General features: G+C 63.8%; 19 protein-coding genes and 1 pseudogene. 8 read left to right on the top strand and 12 right to left on the bottom strand.

Annotated features, from left to right (window positions below; genetic code table 11):
* Positions 1-59: 59 nt before the first annotated feature.
* From EZH22_RS10275 to EZH22_RS10255, 5 genes and pseudogenes are all read right to left on the bottom strand, one after another.
* The gene (locus EZH22_RS10275) at positions 60-1,778 is read right to left on the bottom strand and encodes an AMP-binding protein (protein ID WP_203195534.1); all 1,719 of its coding nucleotides are present in this window, start codon (positions 1,776-1,778) and stop codon (positions 60-62) included.
* Between the two features lie 15 nt (positions 1,779-1,793).
* Positions 1,794-2,860, bottom strand: a pseudogene (locus EZH22_RS10270) (CaiB/BaiF CoA transferase family protein).
* An 80-nt stretch (positions 2,861-2,940) separates the two neighbouring features.
* Positions 2,941-3,624, bottom strand: coding sequence for an enoyl-CoA hydratase/isomerase family protein (locus tag EZH22_RS10265; RefSeq protein ID WP_231711514.1), 684 nt, complete (start codon positions 3,622-3,624; stop codon positions 2,941-2,943).
* Positions 3,625-3,673: 49 nt separating this feature from the next.
* The gene (locus EZH22_RS10260; RefSeq protein ID WP_203195532.1) at positions 3,674-4,660 is read right to left on the bottom strand and encodes a beta/alpha barrel domain-containing protein; all 987 of its coding nucleotides are present in this window, start codon (positions 4,658-4,660) and stop codon (positions 3,674-3,676) included.
* A complete protein-coding gene (locus tag EZH22_RS10255; RefSeq protein ID WP_203195531.1) occupies positions 4,657-5,487 on the bottom strand; it encodes an enoyl-CoA hydratase/isomerase family protein in 831 nt (276 codons plus the stop codon). The genes EZH22_RS10260 and EZH22_RS10255 overlap by 4 nt, the downstream gene beginning before the upstream one ends.
* Before the next feature lie 236 nt (positions 5,488-5,723).
* Between EZH22_RS10255 and EZH22_RS10250 the strand changes: the two genes are divergently transcribed.
* Positions 5,724-6,548: a cyclase family protein gene (locus EZH22_RS10250; RefSeq protein ID WP_203195530.1), complete on the top strand. Its 825-nt coding sequence runs from the start codon at positions 5,724-5,726 to the stop codon at positions 6,546-6,548.
* An 82-nt stretch (positions 6,549-6,630) separates the two neighbouring features.
* Here the strand turns inward: EZH22_RS10250 and EZH22_RS10245 are convergent, their stop codons facing one another.
* The 4 genes from EZH22_RS10245 to EZH22_RS10230 all read right to left on the bottom strand — a co-directional run bounded on the left by EZH22_RS10245 (position 6,631) and on the right by EZH22_RS10230 (position 13,109).
* Positions 6,631-7,878 carry an ABC transporter substrate-binding protein gene (locus tag EZH22_RS10245; RefSeq protein WP_203195529.1) on the bottom strand — a complete coding sequence of 416 codons (1,248 nt, stop codon included), beginning with the start codon at positions 7,876-7,878 and terminating at the stop codon, positions 6,631-6,633.
* Between the two features lie 345 nt (positions 7,879-8,223).
* Positions 8,224-9,615 (bottom strand): porin, encoded by a 1,392-nt coding sequence (locus EZH22_RS10240; RefSeq protein ID WP_231711411.1) that lies wholly within the window; start codon positions 9,613-9,615, stop codon positions 8,224-8,226.
* A 511-nt stretch (positions 9,616-10,126) separates the two neighbouring features.
* Complete coding sequence (locus EZH22_RS10235) at positions 10,127-11,950, bottom strand: flavin-containing monooxygenase (protein ID WP_203195527.1); 1,824 nt, start codon at positions 11,948-11,950, stop codon at positions 10,127-10,129.
* 229 nt (positions 11,951-12,179) lie between these two features.
* On the bottom strand, positions 12,180-13,109 hold the full coding sequence (locus EZH22_RS10230; RefSeq protein ID WP_203195526.1) for a BKACE family enzyme: 930 nt from the start codon (positions 13,107-13,109) through the stop codon (positions 12,180-12,182).
* 199 nt (positions 13,110-13,308) lie between these two features.
* Here EZH22_RS10230 and EZH22_RS10225 point away from each other — a divergent pair, with 199 nt between their 5' ends.
* Both EZH22_RS10225 and EZH22_RS10220 read left to right on the top strand, forming a co-directional pair.
* Complete coding sequence (locus EZH22_RS10225) at positions 13,309-14,592, top strand: acetyl-CoA hydrolase/transferase family protein (protein WP_203195525.1); 1,284 nt, start codon at positions 13,309-13,311, stop codon at positions 14,590-14,592.
* Positions 14,593-14,601: 9 nt separating this feature from the next.
* Positions 14,602-15,450 carry an HpcH/HpaI aldolase/citrate lyase family protein gene (locus EZH22_RS10220; protein WP_203195524.1) on the top strand — a complete coding sequence of 283 codons (849 nt, stop codon included), beginning with the start codon at positions 14,602-14,604 and terminating at the stop codon, positions 15,448-15,450.
* Positions 15,451-15,596: 146 nt separating this feature from the next.
* Here the strand turns inward: EZH22_RS10220 and EZH22_RS10215 are convergent, their stop codons facing one another.
* Entirely contained in the window at positions 15,597-16,751 is a 1,155-nt protein-coding gene (locus EZH22_RS10215; RefSeq protein WP_203196488.1) for an acyl-CoA dehydrogenase family protein, read from the bottom strand.
* A gap of 72 nt (positions 16,752-16,823) precedes the next feature.
* The gene (locus EZH22_RS10210; RefSeq protein ID WP_203195523.1) at positions 16,824-17,675 is read right to left on the bottom strand and encodes an alpha/beta fold hydrolase; all 852 of its coding nucleotides are present in this window, start codon (positions 17,673-17,675) and stop codon (positions 16,824-16,826) included.
* Positions 17,676-17,805: 130 nt separating this feature from the next.
* On the opposite strand from EZH22_RS10210, the gene EZH22_RS10205 reads away from it, so the two are divergent.
* The 3 genes from EZH22_RS10205 to EZH22_RS10195 all read left to right on the top strand — a co-directional run bounded on the left by EZH22_RS10205 (position 17,806) and on the right by EZH22_RS10195 (position 20,145).
* Positions 17,806-18,987 carry a thiolase family protein gene (locus tag EZH22_RS10205; RefSeq protein ID WP_203195522.1) on the top strand — a complete coding sequence of 394 codons (1,182 nt, stop codon included), beginning with the start codon at positions 17,806-17,808 and terminating at the stop codon, positions 18,985-18,987.
* Positions 18,984-19,370, top strand: a complete 387-nt coding sequence (locus tag EZH22_RS10200) for a Zn-ribbon domain-containing OB-fold protein (protein ID WP_203195521.1) — start codon at positions 18,984-18,986, stop codon at positions 19,368-19,370. Before EZH22_RS10205 ends, EZH22_RS10200 begins: the two co-directional genes overlap by 4 nt.
* A gap of 70 nt (positions 19,371-19,440) precedes the next feature.
* The gene (locus tag EZH22_RS10195; RefSeq protein ID WP_203195520.1) at positions 19,441-20,145 is read left to right on the top strand and encodes a TetR/AcrR family transcriptional regulator; all 705 of its coding nucleotides are present in this window, start codon (positions 19,441-19,443) and stop codon (positions 20,143-20,145) included.
* 332 nt (positions 20,146-20,477) lie between these two features.
* Here EZH22_RS10195 and EZH22_RS10190 read toward each other — a convergent pair whose 3' ends face one another.
* The gene (locus tag EZH22_RS10190; RefSeq protein WP_231711410.1) at positions 20,478-20,762 is read right to left on the bottom strand and encodes a PepSY domain-containing protein; all 285 of its coding nucleotides are present in this window, start codon (positions 20,760-20,762) and stop codon (positions 20,478-20,480) included.
* A 193-nt stretch (positions 20,763-20,955) separates the two neighbouring features.
* On the opposite strand from EZH22_RS10190, the gene EZH22_RS10185 reads away from it, so the two are divergent.
* Together EZH22_RS10185 and EZH22_RS10180 are read left to right on the top strand one after the other, a co-directional pair.
* Entirely contained in the window at positions 20,956-21,627 is a 672-nt protein-coding gene (locus tag EZH22_RS10185; RefSeq protein WP_203195518.1) for a response regulator transcription factor, read from the top strand.
* Positions 21,624-22,985, top strand: a complete 1,362-nt coding sequence (locus tag EZH22_RS10180) for a sensor histidine kinase (RefSeq protein WP_203195517.1) — start codon at positions 21,624-21,626, stop codon at positions 22,983-22,985. The genes EZH22_RS10185 and EZH22_RS10180 overlap by 4 nt, the downstream gene beginning before the upstream one ends.
* Positions 22,986-23,056 lie beyond the last annotated feature (71 nt).

Here is a 23,056-nt window from a genome sequence, read left to right as displayed (position 1 = left end):
GAGCCTCCCGGTTATGATAGTTGTTCTTTCTTATGTATTAGATCAAACCATGTCGAACGTCAACATGTATGTTGACGGTATATATCGCCTTGATCTGTCGCCCGGGCTGGCGCGCCGCCCAATGGCACAGGAACATCGCCCGCCCTGGAAGCGTCCCAGGATCCCGGCGGAAAGACGCCATGGCGGGTCACGGTCCATCCCGCGGCCTCGCGATCCCAGGTGCAAGCACTCCGTCCGGTGGCCCGGATCTTGTATTTCTCGACCTTCGCGGTAGACGTTCTAGGCAGATCATCAACAATATCGATAAATCTGGGTATCATGAAATACGGCATATGCAGGGAACAGTGCCGCAGCAGGTCCTCCGGCAACAGGGTGTGATTCTCGCGCAGCAGAACCAGTACCCAGACCTCGTCTTCGCCGACCTCGGAGGGAGTGGCCACCGCCACCGCCTCCGCCACGGCCGGATGCTTCGCCACCAGCAACTCCACCTCGAAGGATGAGATGTTTTCGCCGCGACGTCGGATTGAATCCGTGGCGCGGTCATCGAAATAATACCACCCGTCCGCATCGAAATGACCGCGATCCCCAGAGTGCAGCCAAAGATTGCGCCACGCACTGATCGTCCGGTCCGGCATGGAAACGTATCCCGAGCCGATCAGGAAGGGCCTCTTGGGCCGCACCACGATCTCTCCGGTTTCCCCGACGCCCAGCGGCTGGTCGTTCTGGTCCACGATCTGAACGTCGCAATAAGGGCTGATCCGGCCACAGGAGCCCGGCCGATACGCGTCGTGAACGCCGCGGAACAGGGGAAGCCCCACCTCCGTCGAGCCATAGACGGTGGTCAGCTTGCAACCGAAGCGGCGCTCGATTTCCCGATGGATGTCGGCGGGATCGGGAACCGCGTAGATGGTCCGGATCGTCGAGTTGGCGTCATCCGGGTTCTCGGGGCGCGAAATCAGCATGTTGCAGATTCCCCCGACGCCGACGAAGTTCGTCACCCGGTGTGCCCGCACCTCGTCCCAGAACGTCGAGATGCTGAGACGCGGCTGAAGCCGCATGCGCCCGCCGCAGGCGAGCGTGGCGATGGTGAGAAACTTGGCTGCGATGTGGAAGAACGGCAGGAAATTCAGGATGACGTCGTCGTCCTGAAGCCCGTTGATCTCGGCATACATGAGACCGTAGGCACAAAGATAATGGTGCGAAAGCATCACGCCCTTGGAGGGGCCCGTGGTGCCGGAAGTGAAGATGATGCTCGCGATGGCGTCGTGTTGCAAAGGCTTGCGAAGGTCGCTGTCGTCGGCGGGATCGAGCAGCGATCGAAAGTCCCGGAACACGCCGGCCGGAGCCACGGCGTCCCCCGACCGACAAAAAACCAGCTCGAAAGGAGCGCCTTCCGGATAGACCGCTCGAAACACATCCGTGAACTTGTCATCAAGGATGCAGACAGTGGCTTCGCAGGTCGCCAGAACATGTTTCAGGAGATCGCCGCGGAAGGCGGTATTGATCGGAATCTCCACCGCTCCAAGTTTGGACAGCGCAAGCCAGAGGCATAGGTAGTCGACCGACGTTTCCATCAGCACGGCCACGTGGGTGCCGGTGGTGATGCCGAAGGTCTCGAGGTTGCGTGCCAGCCTGTTCGACGCGGCATTGAAGTCGCCGAGCGTGTGGACGCCATCGCCAAAGCTGAAGAAAGTCGCCTCAGGCGTCTCCGCGGCGCGGCGCTCCAGCAGCACATGCACCATGGCGTCGGCTGGCGCGATCCCGTTCAGATATTCCATTGGGCTCCTCCGGTGTCAGGCCACGGCGCCTAAGGCGCGCATCCTTGCAATTTCCGCCTCGGTTCGCCCGAGGTCGCGCATCACCCGGTCCGTGTGCGCTCCGGGCGCGGGCGAGGCTGCCGGGTCCGCCGTCGCCCCGCCACTGCCGAAACGCGGCGCCGGCGCGGGCTGCGCCATGCCAGGCCGGCCCATATAGGTTCTTCGCGCGACGTGGTGGGGGTGCGCGAAGGCCTCCCCGAAGCTGAGCACCGGCGAGACACAGGCGTCGGTTTCGGCGAAGGTCGCCTCCCAATGGGCTCGATCGTGGCGGCGGAAGCTTGCCGCGAACATTTCGGCGATCTCGGGCCAGCGGCCCGGATCCTCGCGCGCGCACAGGTGGGGATCGAGACCCAATCCCCTGACCAAGGCGTCGTAGAACGGCGGCTCGATTGCTCCGACCGCGATGAAGCCTCCGTCGCGCGTAGCGTAGGTCCGGTACCAGGGCGCCGATCCGTCGAACGCGTTGGTACCGCGCGGGCCCCACTGACCCTCGGCCAGCATGCCAAGGGTCGCGGCGGTGAGCGATGCGACGCCGTCGACAATGGCCGCATCCAGCGTTTGGCCCTTTCCCGTACGCTCGCGCTCACAGAGCGCCGCAACGATGCCGAGCGCCACGAACACCCCACCGCCCGCATAATCGCCCAGCAGATTGAGGGGACGGGCGGCGGCGTGTCCGGCGGCCCCATGGCATCCAGGGCGCCGCTGAGTGCGATGTAGTTGATGTCATGGCCGGCCCGATCGGCCAGCGGACCGGTCTGGCCCCATCCCGTCACGCGCGCATAGATCAGCCTCGGGTTGAGCCCGAGGCACGTCGTCGGCCCCACCCCGAGGCGCTCGGCCACCCCCGGCCGCATTCCCTCGATCAGCACATCCGCGCGCCCGACGAGATCCAGCAGGACGGTCCGCGCCTCCACGTTCTTCAGGTCGAGCGCGATGCTGGACTGGCCGCGCCTGCGGGGGTCCGCAGCGGGTCGGACCGAGACCTGCATCGGTGACGTCCGGTCGACGATGACCACGTCGCATCCCATATCGGCCAGGAGCATCGTCGCGTAGGGGCCCGGCCCGAGGGATGCCAGATGCACCACCCTGACACCTGCGAGAGGTCCGGATTTCTCCTTCGCCATTATGGTCCCTGTCTCCGGCGTGTCTTGAATGCGAGGAATCCGGCCAGGGCCTCAGGACGCCGGTAGCCTTCCGCAGCCACTTCGTCTTCCCATGCCACGGCCTCGGCGAGAGGCAGGTGCTGCGCCTCGTAGACAAGCTGCTTTGTCTTCTGAACGGCCCAGGGATCGAACCGCGCGATCGCGCCCGCCCATGACAACGCCGTCTCGAAGACCGCCCCCTCCTCGGCAACGGCATGCACGAGACCGATGCGCTCGGCCTCCTCGGCGCCGACGCGCTGGGACAGAAGCAGGATCCCGAGCGCCCTGCTGGCGCCGATCAGCCGCGTCAGGCGGCTGATGGTCTGGGCACCCTGAACCGCGCCGAGCCTGAGCCCGGTCGGGCCCATCTGCGCATGTCGTCCGGCAATGCGCAGGTCGCAGCTGATGGCGAGGCTGAAGCCGCCGCCGAGGGCGTATCCCGTTATCGCCGCGATATAGGGCTTGCGCGAAGGATAGGGCCGAGGAATCTTCGGCGGACCTGAACCTTCCGGCCCGAAGGCATTCGTCTCGAGATAGCCGTCGATCGATCCGCCGGAGCAGAACGAACCGTCCTCGCTGCCGCGGATGATGGCGACGCGGACGCGCTCGTCCGCCTCGATCGCGGCATAGGCCTCGGCAAGGCCGGCGCGCATGGGCTCATCCACCGCATTGTGGCTTGCCGGGTTGTCAAGCGTGATGGTCGCGATGCCATCCTCAAGACTGAGGGAAACTCGGCCCAATTGCGTCTCCCACGTTGGCGACGAGACCTGCACGCTGGACGCGGCTCGCCAGCGGACGACCGAGGATATCCTCCGCGAGCAAGCCGGCGGCCATCAGGCGAGCGAGGTCTATGCCGGTGTCGATGCCCATCTCGGACAGGACCGCGACAAGGTCCTCGGTCGTGGTGTTGCCCTGATCGCCCACGACACCCAGTTCGACGCCCCTCGGCTCGCCGCCGAGGCCGCCGAGGCAACTATCCACTGCGCGCGCGCCGTTCGCGATGGCCGCGAGCGAGTTGGCGACGCCGCACCCGCGGTTGTCGTGGAAATGGGCGATCAGTTCGATCTCCGGCCCGATGGCTCGGGCTTCGCCGAACAGCCGGGCAACACCGCGCGGGTTTGCCATGCCCGTGGTGTCGCCGAACATGATGGCGGTGACACCGTGACCATGGCCCCACTGCGCAATGGCCAGCGCCTCCTCCGGGTGAACGGCCCCTCTGATGGGACATCCGAACGCGGTCACCACCCCCAGAAGAGGTTCGATTCCCGCCTCGCCAAGCATGTCGAAGATGCGCGCGAGCTGCTCGCGATGCTCGCTGTGGGTGCGCCGCAGATTGGCGATATTGTGCGCTTCGCTGACCGAAAAGGGCATACCGCAGCGGGCGATGGCACCCGTGCGCCGGTGCAGTTCAACGACGCGCGCGGCGCCGGCGACGCTTGCCGTGAGCACCCGAACTCGGGCAGGGACGTGGGCGGCCAGCACCTGCTCGGCATCCGCGAACTGCGGCACCAGCCGGCGGGAGACGAACGATGTGACATCCACTTCTCCGACGCCGGCGGCCGCGATCGCCTGAAGCATGCGGATCTTGTCCGATGTCTCCACGAAGGTGGGCCAGCCCTGGATTCCGTCCCGCAGCCAGACTTCGCAAACCGAAATGCGCGGTCCCGGTTCGAGCGTCGCGTCCGCCGGGCCCGGCATCATGCACCGCTCTTCCATGAGGCCGTCCGCTTCTGCACGAAGGCCGCAAGACCTTCCACGGCGTCCGGCATCGAGAGATTGACGGTCAGCAGCGCCTCCAGCATGCGGAGCCGCGCGTCGACATCGTGATTGAGCACGGCATAGAACGCGGTGCGGCCGAGGGCCATGGACTGCGGGGAGGCATCGGCCAGCCGCCCGACGAATTTCGCCAGCACCGCGTCCAGCTCCGCGTGCGGTGCGATCTCCGTCACGAAGCCCAGCCGCAGGCCTTCCGCAGCGCCGACCCGCTCTCCGGTCATCATCAGCTTGAGGGCCTGCTTCGGCGCCATGGCATGGAGGAGCGGCACAGAGATCATGTAGGGCCACAGGCCAATGGAAATTTCAGGGATGCCGAACACAGCCCGCTCGCTGGCGATGATGAAATCGCACGCGGCGGCGAGCCCGAAGCCCCCTGCGAGGGCGTACCCCGGCACGCGGGCGACGGTGGGCTTGCCCAGCTCCCAAAGGTCGCGGAAAAGCGCAGCCAGCTGGCTGCGCCCCCGGTGCGCTTCATAGGCATCCGAGCTCGCATCGCCCATCTGGCGCAGGTTTCCACCGGCACAGAACGCCTCGTCCCCGGTGCCGGCGAGAACGAGCACCCGCGCGGACCGATCCGCCTTGACCGCGGCGACACCCTCGCGCAATCCGGCAAGGACCTCGTTCGAGAGCGCGTTCCGCTGCTCCGGGCGGTTGATCCGCAACACCGTATGGTCGCCGTTCCGCTCGACGATGACGGCGTCTTCCACCACGGCCGGGTTCGCGGAAGCGATGTTTCCTTGCGCGTTGGTCAATTGGTCCTCCAGAGCTCTTCAGAGGCTAGGGGGGTGAGCAGGGTTAGTCAACGCACTTGTTGACACTCATCCAAAAAATCAACATCACTGTTGACTGACGAGCACGCGCCTTTTATTTTGCACTGCAATAAGGCACGAGTGATCACCCCTCACACGTTTGCATACACCATCTATTCGGAGCATTTTTCGTGAACCGAGCCAGGTATTCCGGCGCCCCAACCACCCAAAGCGGAGCTTTGCGATACATCGACGAGGCGGCGGTCGCCAGAGGCATTGCGACCGTCAAGCAATTCAAGCCCCTGTCCGTCGGGATGCGAATCGTCGACGGCGGAGGCCCGATCGCGCCGATGCGAACCCCGACGCAGCATTTCATGCGTCGCGACGGGGGGGACTATGCGGTCGGCGTGCGCCGTGAAGTGGAAGGCTTCGGCTTTTCCGACGACGTCATCATGCTGTCCACCCATGGGACCACGCACGTCGATGCCCTGTGCCATGTCTTCTGCGGCGGGCACATGTTCGGCGGCATCCCGGCGAGCGAGGTCAGCAGTTTCGGTGCCAGGCAGCTCGGCGCCGAAACCATTCCCCCCATCGTGACACGGGTGATCGTGGTCGATGCGGTCCCGGATGGACGCAGCTGGCTGTCGCCAGGCGAGGCAATCCCGGCTCAAAGGCTCGACGAACTCATCACCGCGGCGGGTCTCGAATGCCTGCCGGGAGACGCCCTGTTTGTTCGGACAGGATCGCTGAAGGCGTATTACTCAGGTGAATCCCACGAACGCTCATCGCCCGGCCTGGGAGCTGACTGCATCGACTGGATCAAGGAGCGCAAGATTGCGATTGTCGGCGCCGACAATATGGCGGTCGAGGTGATACCGTCCGGCGTTCCGGGATGGGCGACCCCGCTCCACGTGCGACTGATGCAGGGCGAAGGCGTTCTGTTCGTTGAACTCCTCGACCTGGAGGCCGTGGCGGGGCGAACTTTTGCCGCCCTGCTGACGATCAACCCGCTGAAGATCGTGGGCGGCACGGCGAGCCCCGTCTCACCCATGCTTCTCCTGTGACGACGACCGGCAAGGTGCAGGACGCGCGCTGAAATCTTGCGACGGCCCCGCCGGGCATGTTTGCCAGGCGGGGCCGGTCCGGTCATTTCAGGATGTAGGGCAGTCCGGGCGTCGCGGGCTCGATATAGTCGATGGACAGCAGCCGTACGACATCGTTAACCTGGAGGCCTTCGGGTTCTTTCGGCGCTGCTCCGAAATTGATGAAGGTCATCTCGCCGGTGTAGGTGTGATCTTCTTTACGGAAGACCACAGGACCCACCGCTCCCAGCGGCCGCCCCTCTTCGAGCGCGGCGATCACCGCCGGGGCGCTATCGGATCCGGCCCTTCTGATCGCGTCGGCCAAGGCGATCACGGAGTCATGGGCAAGGGCAATGAAACCATAGGGAAAGGGCGTCCCGGTCCGCTCGGTGGCGATCTTGTACAATTCCTGCGACACCGGATTTCCGTCGCCCTGAGCATACCAATAATAGGGCGTCCACACCGATTGCGGAACGGCACTGGCGATCGTCTTCATCGAATTCAGGTTGGCACTGACGTCGGCGAATACTTTCACCTTGCGATCGAGGCCGAACGATTTTGCCTGCTTGTAGAAGGTCAGGCTGTCGGAGCCGACGAGCGAATTCAATACGCCGGTGGCGCCGGAATTCATCAGGCTCGAGATCTGCGCGCGAAAATCGCCGGCGCCGGCCTTGGTCAGAACGATATCTCGAATGGTGACATCCACGCCTTTCGCCGCATGGGCCTTCTTCAGCGATGCCATAAAGATGTTGGAAAGGTCGATATTGGCCTGCTGATCCGAGCTGATCGCAATCCAGTCGCGCACTTCGGGCGCCTTGTCCGCAACCACCTTTCCCAGTCCGGCAAAAACTGGCACCGAGGTGAGCTGGAGACGAAACACGTTCTTGTTGAACAGTTCATGGGTAATGGACAGGTTGTTCGGCCCGGCTGCGATCAGCACATTGTCCGTATCCTTGAACAAGGGGGCCAGGGCAACCACGGTGGAGGAGATTGGACCGGCCAGAAACAAGCGAACGCCCTGGGCTGCCAGATCCCGGAAGGCAGCCACCGTGCTGTCCGACGAAGCCTTGTCGTCGCGCAGCACAATTTCGATCTTTCGCCCACCAACCCCACCGGCGGCATTGATCCGCTCGGCGGCAATCTCTGCGCCGATGCGGTTCGCTTCGCCGTAGATTTGCGCGAACCCGGTGAGGGACGTGATTACGCCGATGCGAATCGGCTTGGCTTCCGCGCGTCCCAGCCGCGGGCCCGCCACCACGCCGACCATCGCTGACGCGAGGGCTCCCGAAAATTGTCGCCTGCTGAGCTTCATTTCTCTTTCCTCCACATATTATTTAGGTACAAAGCACCTGAATTTATTTTTATTGAAAGTTCATGCCTTCATAAGAAACATACCAAATGCGATTTTATAGTCAACGATAGTGTTGATGAAACGAATTCCATCGCCACCACATCAATTGGAAGACGTGGGGGAGGCGACCCGAGCGCGATACGCATGTTGCTCCGCTGGGCTGACGCGCACGACTACCTCCGCGAGGAAATCTGCACCCGGCCGGCGCAGCAGAATCCCAGCCAGGCGGAACCGGACACTCCCATCAAAAAGAAGCCCCGGCAGGACACTGCCGGGGCTCCAGGAGCCGGCCTTGGAGGAAGCCGATCAAAAAATGCGCTGCACCCGAACGCCGCCGGACCAGATATCGGTCGAACCGCCGACCAGAGACCCCTGAAACCCGCCCGTCGCGTTGACCGCCGAATAATTTCCAAGCGGCACGGATCCATCCACCTTCGTATACAGAACTTCAAATCCGACATCGACGTTCTTTACCGGCGACCAAATGGTATTGAACACTGCCTGATAAAGATTGAAATCGAACGCCGCGACAATGTTTTGGGGCACCTGATAGGACACATAGCCGAGCGCGAACGCTGAGCGCACGGTTGGTACCCAATAATGGCGGAATTGGCCCTGGACTGCCCATCCGGAGGTCAGGCTGTAGTCGCCAAGCAGGTTGGTGGCGACCGCGTCAGCTATATTGTAGAATGCGCCGGTGCCGGACAACCCTCCTCCCACCTGCTGCAGATCGATGGCGCCCACAGCCACCGAACGTGCCTGACCGGCACCCGACAAGCCAAGGAAGTTGGCACCTCCTTGCTCATAGCTCGCTTGAATGAAAGCACTATCACCCGGGGCGAGCATGGGCAGCTTGACCTCGACATGCGCACCGATCGCCCAACCCCACATATCCGAAGAGTTCACTCCGGGAACGAAACCCGCATAAAAAGGGCTGGTCGCCACAACCTGATGCAGAGCTCCGGAAATTTGGGCCGTGCCCCAGGCCTGATCGAGACGGATGTTGGCGACGAAATCCGGCAGCTGCTGTCCAGCCTGAAAGTTCGTATAGGACAGTCCGGTCGCGACGGTGTTTATGTTGAAGATCGGCTGAACCGTCGAGCCCGTCAGCTGCACGCCTGTTGTCCGATTGGCGGCATCTTCGATCGACACCGTTGCCGACAGCCCCCCGCCGACCTGCGCCGTATAAGCCGCCAAAGTCGTCCAATTATACGACCCCGTGAACGGGACCGTCATCATATAATCCAAACCCGGATCGAAGAATGATTGGGTATATCCGAACGTAAATCCTGAAAATTGGATAAATGCCCGCTCGAAATACAATGCGCTCCCGGCGCCCACTCCCGCACCCGCCTGTGAGTTCCATTCCGCACCGAAGCGCACATAGGATCGCAACGTGCCGTACTCTGTCTGCGTACGCGCATCGAATTCCGTGACGGCGCGAGCCCGGGTCAGGTACTGGGGATCATCGTCATCGCGGAAGGGATAGCCGAAGCCGCCAGCGGTGCCCGGGCCATTGAACGCCGTCGCAGCCGAAGGCGACACGATTGTCGGAATGAACGTGCCGACAGCGTTGACATATGCATCAACCCGCGCGAGACCGCCGATCTTCAAGCAGGTATCGGTGCCGGGGATATAGAAATAGCCCGCTCCGTAGGTTGCGCACACCTTCACATATTCGGCAGGGCTGGCCTTCACGGGAAGGTCCGCGCCGTGCGCGCCACCCGAGATGACCACACCGCCGACGCCGACACATAGGACGTACCGCACTCCCCGCATTACCGACCTCCCCATGATTATATTTTTTCGATTTATGCTTCGCAGCCGCACTCTTTGTGTCTTGCGGCCGAGACTCTGTTCCGCCAAGGCTAACGGCCTAAATATGATTGTCAACACGTTAGTTGACACATTTATCGGCCTCATCCTTCAAGGGCCCCGCATAACTCGCGATGCGGCTACCATGCCGCTTCCGCCAAGGCCGAATGAAGCTGCCGATTTTCGCGGGCGCTCCTGGGCGCCCGACGGGCATTGCTGCAGATCACGACGGTCGGCACCCTTGCCTTCAGGCCATCGAACAGCGACCAGAAAGCATGCGCGGTTCAGTCCGGCTTGACGCCACCTTGCCGCGACGGCGAAACTTGGCCTGGCGGCGGTCAAAAATACGAACCGGCGGCTCCAGGCCGCTTCCTCGTTTCGGCGAGGAACGAGATCAACTGTCGCCTCGGGTGCGCGGAATGATCGGCATGGAAGCGCGGTCCGGCAGCAGGCCTTCCAGCGACGCCTTGATCTCGATCGCGAGAAAGCGCGAGTACAGCCTGGCATCGATCAGCGCCCCGCCCATGAGCCACAGTCCATCCCGTGCCGTGCGCCGCCACATGTTCCGCATCTGGTAATCCTGATCGAAGCCCCAGACCGGCCCGAGCGCATCGGCAATTTCGTCGCCAAGCATCTGGCGGATGCCTTCCTGCATGTTCCGGAAGCCTGTCGCCAGCACGACGAGGTCGAGGGGCACGATGGTGCCATCCTTCATCCGCAAGCCCTCCGCGACAAACCGGTCCGCGTCGCGCGCCTGGACGACTCCCACCTTCCCTTCGATAATGAGATCCGAGCAGCCGACATTGATGTAATATCCGCCCTCTCCGCGCAGATACATCATATGAAACCCGGTTCCGTCCCTTCCGAAGTAGGTTTCAAAGCCGGCCTTGTTGAGCGCATCCAGCATTTCCTTGTCTGCATCACCGGCACGCTTTGTCATGAACTTGTAGGTGTCTTCGAGCACCGGGAATGGGATGGCGGATGTGAGCAGGTCGATCTCGTCAACAGGCCCTTCGCTGTAGATCTTGAAGACCATCGCCGCGCTCGGAACCAAGCTGACGACACACGTCGGGCTTCGCTGGTAGAGGGCGACCTGCGCCGCACCGTTGACGTGAAGGTCCTGCGCGACGTCATGGGCGCTGTTGCCGGTGCCGATCACCAGCGCTCGCTTGCCCGCATACGCGGCGCCCCGCGTGTACTCGCCCGAGTGCCGGACTTCTCCATTGAAGTCCGAAAGCCCCGGAATATCGGCGATGTTCGGAACGGACCCGCTGACGCCGGTGGCGATGACGAGATGCCTGCACCGCAGCCTGCGCCCCGAGCCGTCCATGCCCTGCCGCAGGTCGACCGACCAGGTGCCGCTGGCCTCGTCGAACGATGCGCCGGCAAGGGAAGTTTCGGTCCAAACGTTGAGTTCCATCGCTTGGGCATATGCTTCGAGCCATCCCGCGAGCTGATCCTTCGGCAGCCATACCGGCCAGGTCTCCGGAAATGGCATGTATGGCATATGGTTGGCGGTGCTTTCGTTGTGCAGCGTGAGTGAATGGTATCTATTGCGCCAAACATCGCCGATGCGGGAATTCTTCTCAACGACGAGCGTGTCGACACCCATCTGCCGGAGCCTGGCGGCGAGAATGAGCCCCGCATGCCCGGCTCCCACAATGATGACTTCCGGATCACGGTCGGCGAAGAGGCGGCGCGCTTCAAAATCATCCTGCCAATTATTTGGCGTGGTGTTCATGGCATATTCGTCGCCTGAAGGGCGCCGCGCACCAATCTTCTCTTCGAAACCCCGCAGCTCCTGAAGCGACGTCAGCATCAGCCAGATCTTGGGATCGTCGGGCGACAGCTCATCGTGAAGCAGCCGCACGAACGCCGTACCACGCCCCATTTCGACATCGAAGTCGAAGAAACCTTCTATGACTTTCTTCGCGGAGCGGCGCAGCAACTTCGGCGCACTCCTGCCGATCGCCTCCCGCGCCGCGCGCGGCCTGAAGATCGGCAGGCTGGCGGCGAAGGCGTCGCGTATTTCGGATGGCCCTGAAAAGGTCCGGTGCTCCCACGAGAACGACAGATAATCCTTCCAATAACCATCCGCGCCAAACATGCCCGCCAACGTTTCCGCGTCTCGCTTCTCGAGCGCGGCGGCGAACCTGGCCAGCCAGGACCGAAAGATGGCGCCTGCGTTGGGCGCCAATGCGGGATCCACCGCCGTCATCGAGAGCTCCTTTATCTTCAGACCGAGCGCCCGTCGCCTTGGGCGCGCCATCGGGCATGGAGCCAACCTAGATTTGCCATCTTCAACAGTCAACATTGATGTTGACTGTTGAAGATGGTTTTCGCGCGGCTAGTTTTAAACCCTTGATGCTGAACAGCGCCCTGCCAGATCCACGAACGCTCCAACCCGGAAGGCAACCCACCCGACAATCGCCGTTCACCGAACGGTCTCAGAAGCCCACCTGGTCTCCCCCCTTCAGCCCGAGCATCGTCCGCGCTTCGTCCGGGGTTGCGATGTCATGACCAAGATCTTCAAGGATCCGCCGGACCTTCGCCACCTGCTCCGCGTTGGACACCGCCAACCTGCCCCGAGAGACGTAGAGAGAATCCTCGAGACCGACCCTGACGTGCCCTCCGAGTTGCACTGCTGCGGCGGCGAGTGGCATCTGCGCCGCTCCGGCGCCGAGCACGGACCAGCGGTACGCGTCGCCAAACAACCGGTCCGCAGTCCGTTTCAGGAAGACGAGGTTGTCGAGATCGGCGCCGATTCCACCGAGAATGCCGAGGACGAACTGAAGGAAGATGGGCGCCTTGAAAAGGCCCGTATCCATGCAAAACTTCAAATTGTACAGGTGACCGACGTCGTATATTTCATGCTCGAATTTGACATCATGCGGCGCGAGCGTTTGCGCGACCTCTTCGATATCTGCGAACGTGTTTCTAAAAATATAACTCTTGCTGTTGGCTACGTAGGCCTTTTCCCAATCGAATTTCCAGTTCTCATACCGCTCGGCGAGAGGGTGGAAGGAAAAATTCATGCTGCCCATGTTTAGCGAGCACATCTCCGGGCGCGCCGCCATGGCCGGAGCGAGGCGATCGCTGATCGTGCTCGTCATGCTGCCGCCGGTGGAAATGTTCACCACCGCCGACGTCGCCTGCTTGATGACCGGAAGGAAACGCGCGAAGTCGGCGGGCTCCATCGAAATCGATCCGTCGTGCGGATTGCGGGCGTGCAGATGCAGGATCGCGGCCCCGGCCCGGGCGGCATCGATCGCCTGGCCCGCGATGTCATCCGGCAGATAGGGCAAAGCATCTGACATGGTCGGCGTGTGTATCGCACCGGTGATCGCGCATGTAATAATTGTCTTCTGTCGCGACATAATTGTTTTCCGCCTCTGGCCTCCTCACGCGAACACCAAACGGCCCCTGAGCACGGCTGTTGAACGCGGGCCCAACGAAGCTAAAAGGACAGACTCAAGTCGTCAACAACGGTGTTGACATGGCGCCACTGTCTGCCGAAGGTTGGGCTTTGCGATTGCCCCCGCGAGATGGCGTGGAGGCACTGAGGAGCTGCATTCCATGAACAAGCCCGACCAGTTCAAGCGGGTGGATGCGTCGGGCGCTGGCAGATGGCGCTCGGCCGCCGATGCGGTCGACCTCATCGAATCGAAAAGCGTCGTGGCGCTCGGCCACCTCGGAGCGGAGCCGATCACGCTGACAAAGGAGCTGTGGAACCACGCGGATCGGCTTCGAGACGTAACCCTTCTTTCGGGAATGATGGTGACGGGTTATGGCTTCCTCGGCATTCCGGACAGCCCGTTCCGGCTGAAGACGTGGTTCATGCCCGGCACGCTTCTGAGTGGAAGCATGCGCGACGTCGCCGCCGAATACCTGCCGCTGAACTGGACGCAGACATCCCGCTACCTGCGTTCGGGCATCGTCGATACCGCCATCGTGCAGGTGAGCGACGCCGACGCGGATGGATACCACAGCCTTGGGATATCGGTGGGCCAGCATCGCGCGATGGTGGACGGTGCGCGGCTGGTCATCGCCGAGGTCAACAGCGCCATGCCGCGCACCTGCGGCGATTCCCTCATCCATCAATCGCGCATCGACATCCTCGTGCGCGGGGATCACGACCTCCTGCCCTTTCCCAACCGAGAGCCGGGCGAAGCGGATTTCCTCATCGGGCGCCAGGCCGCGGAGCTGATCCCGGATGGAAGCTGGGTTCAGTTCGGCATCGGATCGATTCCGGGGGCCATGCTGAAGGGGCTCATTGATCTCGGCCGGCGCAATCTGCGCATCCTCTCCCAGGTCACCGACCCCGCCCGCGAGCTGATCGAGGCCGGGTGCTGCGTGGAAGACGGGCCGAAGGCCGTTATCGGGGAGGTGCTGGGCACACGCGACCTCTATGCCTGGAGCAACGCCAATCGCGACCTCTGCATGGCTGACGCGCTGGCAACCCACAGCCTGGAAAGCTTCGCCGCTCGCGAGCGGTTCGTCTCGGTGAATTCCGCCCTCGAGGTGGATCTGCTGGGGCAGGTCAATTCCGAGTGGCTCGATGGCCGTCAGGTTGGGGCGATCGGTGGAAGCATGGATTTCGCCGCGGCCGCGCAGATCGAGGGAAATCGCACGATCATCGCGATCACCTCAATGACCAACAAGGGAAAATCCCGTATCGTTCCGATGCTCGGCCGAGGTCCGGTTACCGTGCCGCGAAGCCTCGTCCAGTTCGTGGTCACCGAGTTCGGCACCGCAGATCTGCGAAACCGCACCATGCATGAACGCGCCCTGGCTCTCACCGCCATTTCCCATCCCGATCACCGCGAAGAGCTGGAAAAGGCTGCCTTCGCCCTCCGCTAGGACTCCCAGATGACCGACGCCCCTCCCCTCATCGGACCCGCGCTCCTGTTCTGTCCCGGAGATCGACCCGAACGTTTCGACAAGGCCCTGGCGGCAGCCGATGTCGCGGTGCTCGATCTGGAGGACGGCGTGGCCGCAGCGGCGAAAGCGCGCGCGAGAGTTCTCGTCGCAGACTATCTGCTCGCCCGCGGCCCGGACCGCCTCGCCATCCGGATCAACAATCCCGGATCGGCGGCAGGCCAAGCCGACGCCGCGGCCCTGCAGGCCGCCGGGGCCCAACTCCTCCTCTTGCCCAAGACGGAGGGGCCGGAGGAACTCGATGCGATCGCGGGCATCACCGACTGCGCCTTCATCGCCACCGTCGAGACGGCCCGCGGGTTTCTCGCGGTGAACGACATCGCCGCCCATGCCCGCGTGGTGGCGATCAGTTGGGGGCCCTACGATCTTGCCGCCGATCTCGGGATGCGCACGGTCAGAACCGCCGCCGGTGATCTGCTCCCCCCGCTCGGGCACGCCCGCAACGGTTTGATCTTCGCGGCGGCGGCGGCGGGAAAGATCGCGCTCGACACCGTCACATCCGAACTGAACGATCCCGCCGTCTTGGAACGGGACGCCGGCGAGGGGGCGCTGCTTGGGTTCCGAGGCAAGTTCGCCATCCATCCCGCGCAGGTGCCCGTCATCCGCAAATCCTATCGCCCGCATCGGTCCGAGGTGGAGCGCAGCCGCAGAATGCTGTTGGCGGCGGCCGGCCGGGGCGCGTTCCTGTTCGAGGGGGAGATGGTGGACGAGCCCATGCTGCGTCGTGCGCGCCGCATCATCGATACAGCCGAAGCAGCCGATGCACGCCATGCGCCATAGGCCATGCGATGGCGCGGCGGGATAAAGACCCCGCCCGACCCCCGAAAGGCTCGCCGGCGCAAGAAAATATGTAGGAAAAGCGGTGGGGCATTCCCGAGATTGTCCAACCGCTTTCTTTTGAAGACCGAATTCTTGAACAGTCAAACTCAGTAAGACTTCGGCAAGCCGAGCACCCGTTCGGAGATGAAGTTCATGATCATTTCCCTGCTGACGGGCGCGATCCGCGGCAGCATGATTTCCCGCAGATAGCGCTCGACATGGAATTCGCGCGCGTAGCCGAACCCTCCGTGCGTTCTCACGGCCCGGTCACAGGCATCGAAGGCGGCATCCGCCGCGAGGAACTTCGCCGCGTTCGCCTCCGCGCCGCAGGGCTTTCCGGCATCGTAGAGGGCGGCGGCCTTCCAGACCATCAGGTCCGCGGCCTCAAGCGCCATCCAGCTGGCGGCCAGAGGATGCTGAATGCTTTGGTTTTGCCCGATGAACCGGCCGAAGACGCGGCGCTCATTGGCGTATGCGGCCGCCTTCGCCAATGCCCGCCTGCCAACACCGACGCATTCGGCCGCGACGAGGATCCGTTCGGGATTCAGGCTGTCGAGCAGCATCCTGAAGCCTTCGCCCTCCGCGCCGATGCGGTGATCCACCGGAATGGGAAAATCACGGTAATAGGTGGCATTGGAGTCCACCGCATTCCTGCCGAGCTTGTCGATGGCCTGGATCTCCACGTAACGGCGATCGAGATCCGTGTAGAATAAGGTCAGGCCGCTGGTCCGGCTCTTGGCCTCCTCACGCGGTGTCGTCCGCGTGAGCAGCAGGATCTTGTTCGCTTCCTGCGCAGTGGTCGTCCAAACCTTCTGGCCGTTGACGATGTAGCGGTCGCCGTCGCGCACGGCCCGGGTGGTGATGGATGTCGTGTCGAGCCCGGCATCCGGCTCGGTAACGCCGAATGCGACGATGTCAGCCCCCGTGAGCAGCGGCGGGATAATACGCCGACGCTGCTCTTCCGTGCCGTAGAGAACAACGGGATGCGGTCCGAACAGATTGATGTGAAAGGTGGAGCAGGCAGAGATCGCGCCGGCCGACTGCGCGACCGTCTGCATCATCAATGCCGCCTCGGTGACGCCCAGGCCAGCGCCGCCATACTCCTGCGGCATGGTTATGCCAAGCCACCCCTCCTGGGCGACGGCTGCGCGAAACTCGTGGGGAAATTCGTGCTTCGTATCCTTTTCGGACCAATAGCGATCATCGAAACGGGAGCACAATGCCTTGATCGCTTCTCTGATCTGGCGACGCTCTTCGGTCATTTCCAGACCCGATGGCTCAAATTCCAGCACCGAGACTTCTCCTCTCCAAGATTATTTGTTTATTTGAAAAAACTATTCGACAGAAGTGACATGGGCGAGGAACGCAAGGATCGTTTCATTGAAGGTGCTGTTCTTGTCGCCGACGACCATGTGGCTCGCGTTTTCCACGCGCATATATTCGGCGTGCGGCACAAGTGACCTCAGATGAGCGATCTCCCTCGGCCCCACCACGTCGCTGTGAGCAGCGTGAACCAGAAGGACCGGGATCTCCAACGCCCGCGCCGCCGCTTCCAGGCGGCCCATGGCCGCGGCATGGCTGGGATGCCAGCTCCCGAGAAAGCGAGCATCCCAATGCCAATAATATTTCTCGCCGACCTTTCGCAAGTTGCGGAGCAAACCATCATTTGCCGCGGGACGCGGGCGATCGACGGCGTAGGCCGCGACGGCATCGGCGGCATCGTCGAGGCTCGCAAATCCATCGGGATTGGCCTGCATGAAGTCCTGGATGCGCTTTACCCCGTAGGGATTGGTCTGTACGGCGACATCCACCAGAACAAGGGTGCTCACGGCCCCCGGGCCACCTTCTCCTGCGGCGAGAAGGCCGTTGATGCCGCCCAGCGAGGCGCCGATCACCACCACGTCTTCCCCGATCTGCCGGATCACGTCCTTTAGATCGCGGGAAAAGCTGTCCGGCGTATAGTCGCCACTCGGACTTCGATCACTGTCTCCGTGCCCCCTTGCATCGAGCGCGTAGGCCCGGTGGCCGCGCGCAGCGAGAACGTCGATCGTATCGCGCCAGCTTCCGCGGGTTTGTCCACCGCCGTGAAGCAGCAAAACGGGCTTGCCGCCCTTCGGCCCGGCAACGTCGGCGGCGATCTTCAACCCGTCTGAAACGATGAACGTCATACCCTGTTTTTCGGTCATGTCTCCTCGCTATGCTTTGGCGGACACTAGTTCCTCATCCCAAGCCGTTCGTCAACGTAATTGTTGACAGCACCCGAACGCCTCGATACCGTGAGACAGTGTCCGGTGAGACAATCCATAAAGGCGGAACGTGGCACAAGCGAACCGGCGCGATGCGGTCATCGACGGAGTGGGATGCGCCGGCCCTGCGCGCCGTTCGTCCAGCACTGTCGAGGAACTCGCCTTGCAGGCGATCGAGCATGCGCTCGAAGACGCGGGCCTGCATCCCAGGGAAATCGAAGCGGTCGTCACCGAAAGCTCCCTGTGCCCGGCAGCCACGCCGCTCGATCGCATCGCACCCGCAGCGCGGTTGACCGGCCTCCGGCGTTCAGCTCAGTCGACGCCGGTGGGCGCAGGGATCCTGGCGGCGCTCGGCATGGCCGTGGACATGGTCGAGCGCGGCGAAGTGGAAACCGCACTCACATGGTTCGCCACGGGCTGGGGGTCCTCGGCGGAGGGACCAACCTCCTATCATTCCAAGATGCAGGCGAAGCACGTCATCGAGGAGCCCGCGGGCTTCAGCGGGCCGCCGCTTTATTTCGCGGCTGCCGCGAAGCGATATCAGTACGAATACGGGTTGAGCGACCTGCAAATGTCGCAGATGCTGTTCGACATCGTCGCGGCCACGCGTGCCAACGCCGCGCTTCACCCCCACGCGCAGGCGCGTTCGGTGGTGGACGAGGACGCTTACCGGCGCAGCCCCATGCTGGCCGAGCCGCTTCGGCAGGCGGACTGTTCGCTGCTGAGCGACGGAGCGGTCGCCCTCGTCGTCACGCGCAAGGACCGCATGCGCCGGTTGCGCCCGGAGGTGGGCCTTGCCGCCTGGTCCTATGCGGTCGACCCCATCAGCGATGCAGACTTCTATACCCAGAGCCCGCGGCTGCCTTCGCTTCCCGCAGCCGAGCGCGCCGCGGCCCAGGCGTTCGCGGCCGCAGGACTGACACCGGCAGACATCGACGTGCGAGGCCTATACGATTGCTTTTCCATAGCCGTCGCCCTGCAGCTCGAGGCCGCGGGCTTTTGCCCCAAGGGAAAGGCCGCCGATGTGGTGCTCGGGGGCAACCTGCGGCACAACGGGAAGCTGCCGACCAACACCCATGGGGGCTTGCTTGGACATGGGTATCTGCTCGGCGCCAACCATGCCGCGGAAATGGTGATCCAGCTTCGCGGCATGGCCGGGGAACGCCAGGTCACGGACGCCCGCAGGGGATATGTGGGGGCCGGGCCGGGTCGCCAATACAGTGCGCTGATTCTGGAGCGGATCGACCCATGAACGATGCGGGGATTTTCGCGGGCTGGGACGACGCCATCCGTGCCGGTGAGCTGCGCTTTCCACATTGCCGGGCTTGCGGGACCTGGAACTGGTACCCGTTGCCACGCTGTCGTGGCTGCGGATCTGCGGCCCAGGAGTGGACGCAGGTGCCGCCACAGGGCACGCTCCACAGCTGGACACGCGTGCACCGCGTGTTCGCTCGGGAAGCCGTTGCCGACGTCCCCTACGTCACCGGGCTGGTCGAGGTCGTGGCCGGGGTTCGCCTCGTCTGCCTGCATCGCCCCGGCTCGCCAGTCGAACCATGGATCGGGATGCCGGTACGACTCAGCCTGGATCGCGCCGGAGGCTCGGCCCGATGGCTCTTCGATGCTCGAGACGGGTGAATCGCCGCAGGACTTGTCAACACGTGCAGGCTTACTATGGTCGCGGATTGGCGACCAAGGGCGACACCGAATGGCAGCGAGAACGGGGATCGGCAAACGCCGCGAAGCAAATGCGGACGCCAGCAGTGAATTTTATCAGGAGCGGCGCAAGGCGATCATCGACGCGGCGGCGGAGGTATTCCAGGAGCGCGGCTATGAAGCCGCGACGCTGGGCATGATCGCGGAAAAGCTGAATACGGATCGGGCCAGCCTGTATTATTATTTCGGCTCGAAGCAGGAGCTCTTCCGTGAGATCGTGCGCGAAGTGGCGCGCAACACGATAGAAGAAGCCGAGGCTATCGCGAAATCAAACGCTTCGGCAAAGCTGAAACTGGTCGAAGCTTTTCGTTCGGTAATGGGCAGCTACAATTCGTCATACCCCTATATGCATGTTTTTCTTCAGGAAAACTTCCCAACCCTCTCTGGAAGCAAGGATGATTGGAGCGCGGAGGCACGCGACTGGGCGCAGCGTTATTACCTCGCCATCCGTTCAATCATCCAGCAGGGTGTGGACGAGGGCAGCTTTCGCCTGCCGCTCTCGGTGGGCCTGACCACGCTCGGTGTTCTCGGCACCGTCAACTGGGCCCATCGCTGGTACAAGCCGGGGGGGCCGCTGGCTGCTGAGGACATAGGCGAGGGCTTTGCAGACATGATCCTCAACGGGGTCGCGCCCCTCGAAACGCAGGCGCCGGCCGATGCACCGCGGCGGTCGCGGAGGACACCCAGGAAGGCTTAGCCATCGCGCCCATATTGCGTCGCCGGCTCGATGATGTCAGCGCTCAGGACCGCCTCGTCGGCACAGCTCCTCGGAACCTTACGTAGCGTCGATCCACGCTGCCCTGGATCCGGCACGCCAGCGGCTCGGCACGGGCCAGTTCTTCAAGAAAGCCGGAATATCCATGAACGCGGTGCAATGCCGGCGAAACCAAGGAGCATACCGCGCAGAATTTGACAGCCGCTCGACGCAAGGCATCTCAAGTTGAGATTCTTGAGTATTCGCGGAGCGGAAAGATCGAGAAGCCGCATCACCGTTTCTGATTTTGAGGACGGATCTTCCATCCGACGATATCAGTCGTCGCCCCCGCCATCCCGCCCATGGCGGATACGCTCGAGGCTGGCGGGATCGTACTTGGCCTTCAGACTCCCGCCTTGGACATTGGTGGCCAGAACCTTGTAGCAGCCATCGTCGGAGCGGATGGACTGAACGGTCCAGCCCTCCGCCTCGAGCTTTTTCCGTAGCACGTCGCGAGGTTGCCAGTCGGCGAGGGGCACATTGCAGTCCCGGTCGGCCGCCGCCGACCCTGCGGCGAGACAGGCGACGAGCAGGCAGCCTGCGAACCATGTGCTTTTCACCTTGCGCTCTCCTGCCACACGCCCCGCGCCTAGGAGAAGCATGCGGAGCTGACGCCCACCTGAACGCCGGGGTCGATTCCGCCGCCCCATCGTCAACCGGCGCGTGCTCTAACTTAAGTGAGAGGACGATACACCGATCAGAGTGAGCCAATCTGATCGGATCGCGTTCTAAGTTGGCGCGCCGAGGTGAAAGATGCGTATCCTGCTGGTCGAAGACGATCCCGTTCTGGGCACGGCCGTGCGTGACCAACTGGTCGTGGACGGGCATAGCGCCGATTGGGTGACGCGCCTCGGCGAGGCCGGTGTCGCCCTTCATGCCGCCGCCTTCGAGCTCGTCCTGCTCGACCTCATGCTGCCGGACGGCCGCGGCTCCGACTTCCTGAAGCGGCTGCGCAGCGCCGGCGACGTGACGCCCGTCATGGTGCTGACCGCGCGCGACCAGATCTCCGATCGTATCGCGGCCCTCGACGCCGGGGCCGACGACTATCTGGTGAAGCCGTTCGACCTGTTCGAGCTCAGCGCCCGCATCCGCGCCGTGGGCCGGCGCTACGCGGGCAATCCCAACCCGCTCGTCACCCTCGGCGATATCGAGGTCGATCTCGCCGCCCGCTCGGTGCGGCGGGCGGGGCGGCCGGTGGCGCTCACCGCCCGGGAGTGGTCCTTGTTCGAGGCGTTCGTGCAGCGGCCGCACCAGCTCATGTCGAAGCCGCAGCTGGAGGAACGGCTCTATTCCTTCGATGCGGAAGTGGAGAGCAACACCATCGAGGTCTATATCGGCCGCCTGCGCAAGAAGCTCGGCGCCGATGTGATCGAGACCGTGCGCGGCATGGGTTATCGCCTCGGCACGCCGGGAGCGGGGGCGTGAGCGGCCCGGGCCGCGCACGCCGGTGGAGCCTGCGCCGGCGCCTCGGACTGTGGCTCGCGGCCGCGGTGGCGGCGCTGTGGCTCGCCGCGGCCACGGTCGCGGGACTGGTGCTGCAGCACGAGATCGACGAAGTGTTCGACAGCGCGCTGCAGGAGGTGGCGCAGCGGGTGCTGCCTCTGGCTTATTCCGAGCTGCTGTCCCGTGAGGCCGGGGACGCTCCCCAGCACATGGCACCCATCGGGGTCCATCGGGAATACATCACCTATGTGGTGCGCGACGGCGCGGGGCGCGTGCTGCTCCAGTCCAGCGACGCGGAGCAGATGGCGATTCCGGCCGGCCTCGCTCCGGGCTTTCACACCACCGATCGACTGCGTACCTATACCGAGGCGGCGGTGCGTGGCACCATTGTCGTCACCACGGCGGAGGAGCTTGGCCACCGCGCCGCCGCGGTGCGGCGGGCCGTGATGGCGCTGATCTGGCCGCTCGTCGCCTTGGTACCCATCGCGCTGGCCGGCGTCTGGCTTTCGGTCCGGCTCTCGCTCAAGCCGGTGCTGGCATTCCGGCAGGCGATCGCGGCGCGCGGCCGCGGCAATCTCACCCCGGTCGCCGCGGACGGCCTGCCGGAGGAGATGGCGAGCATCGCCGTCTCGGTCAACGCGCTGATGGAGCGCCTGCGCGGGGCGCTGGAGGCGGAGCGGGGCTTCACCGCCAACAGCGCCCACGAGCTGAGAACCCCCATCGCCGCTGCGCTGGCGCAGACCCAGCGCCTGCTGGCCGAGCTGCCCGAAGGCGCCCCCCGCCAGCGGGCGCGGGACGTGGCCGGCGCGCTCCGGCGCCTGTCCCGCCTCTCCGAGAAGCTGCTGCAGCTGGCGAAAGCCGAAGGTGGCGGCCTTCTGGCCGAGCACCCGGCACCGCTCGGGCCGGTGCTGCGCCACGTGATCGCCGAGCTCGACCGCCAGACCGACCGGGGCTCCGACCTTGTGTTGGCGATTCCGCCGAACGGCGGCCCGATCAGCGATCTCGACCCGGACGCCTTCGCCGTCCTCGCCCGCAATCTCATCGAGAACGCCCTGAAGCACGGCGCGCCCGAAACCCCCATCCATGTAAGGCTGAGCGCTGACGGCTTCGAGGTCGCCAATCGCGGCCCGGTGGTGCCGGCCGACCGGCTGTCGGCGCTGCTGCGCCCGTTCGAGCGGGGGCCGACCCAGGCCGAGGGCTCCGGCCTCGGCCTCGCCATCGCCGCCGCCGTGTGCCGTGGCGCCGGGCTGAGGCTCGATCTCGCCTCTCCGGTCCCAGGGGAGGCGGACGGCTTCCAGGTCACGGTGCGCTTTCCGGTCCCGATCCTGACGGGAAGCTGAACGTAATAGCGCTCGCGCTTCAGGTCCGCGTCAGGTGCACGCACGAGGGTGAGCCCGGTCAACACCAGCCG

The organism is Xanthobacter dioxanivorans, assembly GCF_016807805.1.
Lineage (GTDB): Bacteria > Pseudomonadota > Alphaproteobacteria > Rhizobiales > Xanthobacteraceae > Xanthobacter > Xanthobacter dioxanivorans.
The sequence above is the reverse complement of the archived record's forward strand: the minus strand, read 5'-3'. Positions and strand labels throughout refer to the sequence as shown.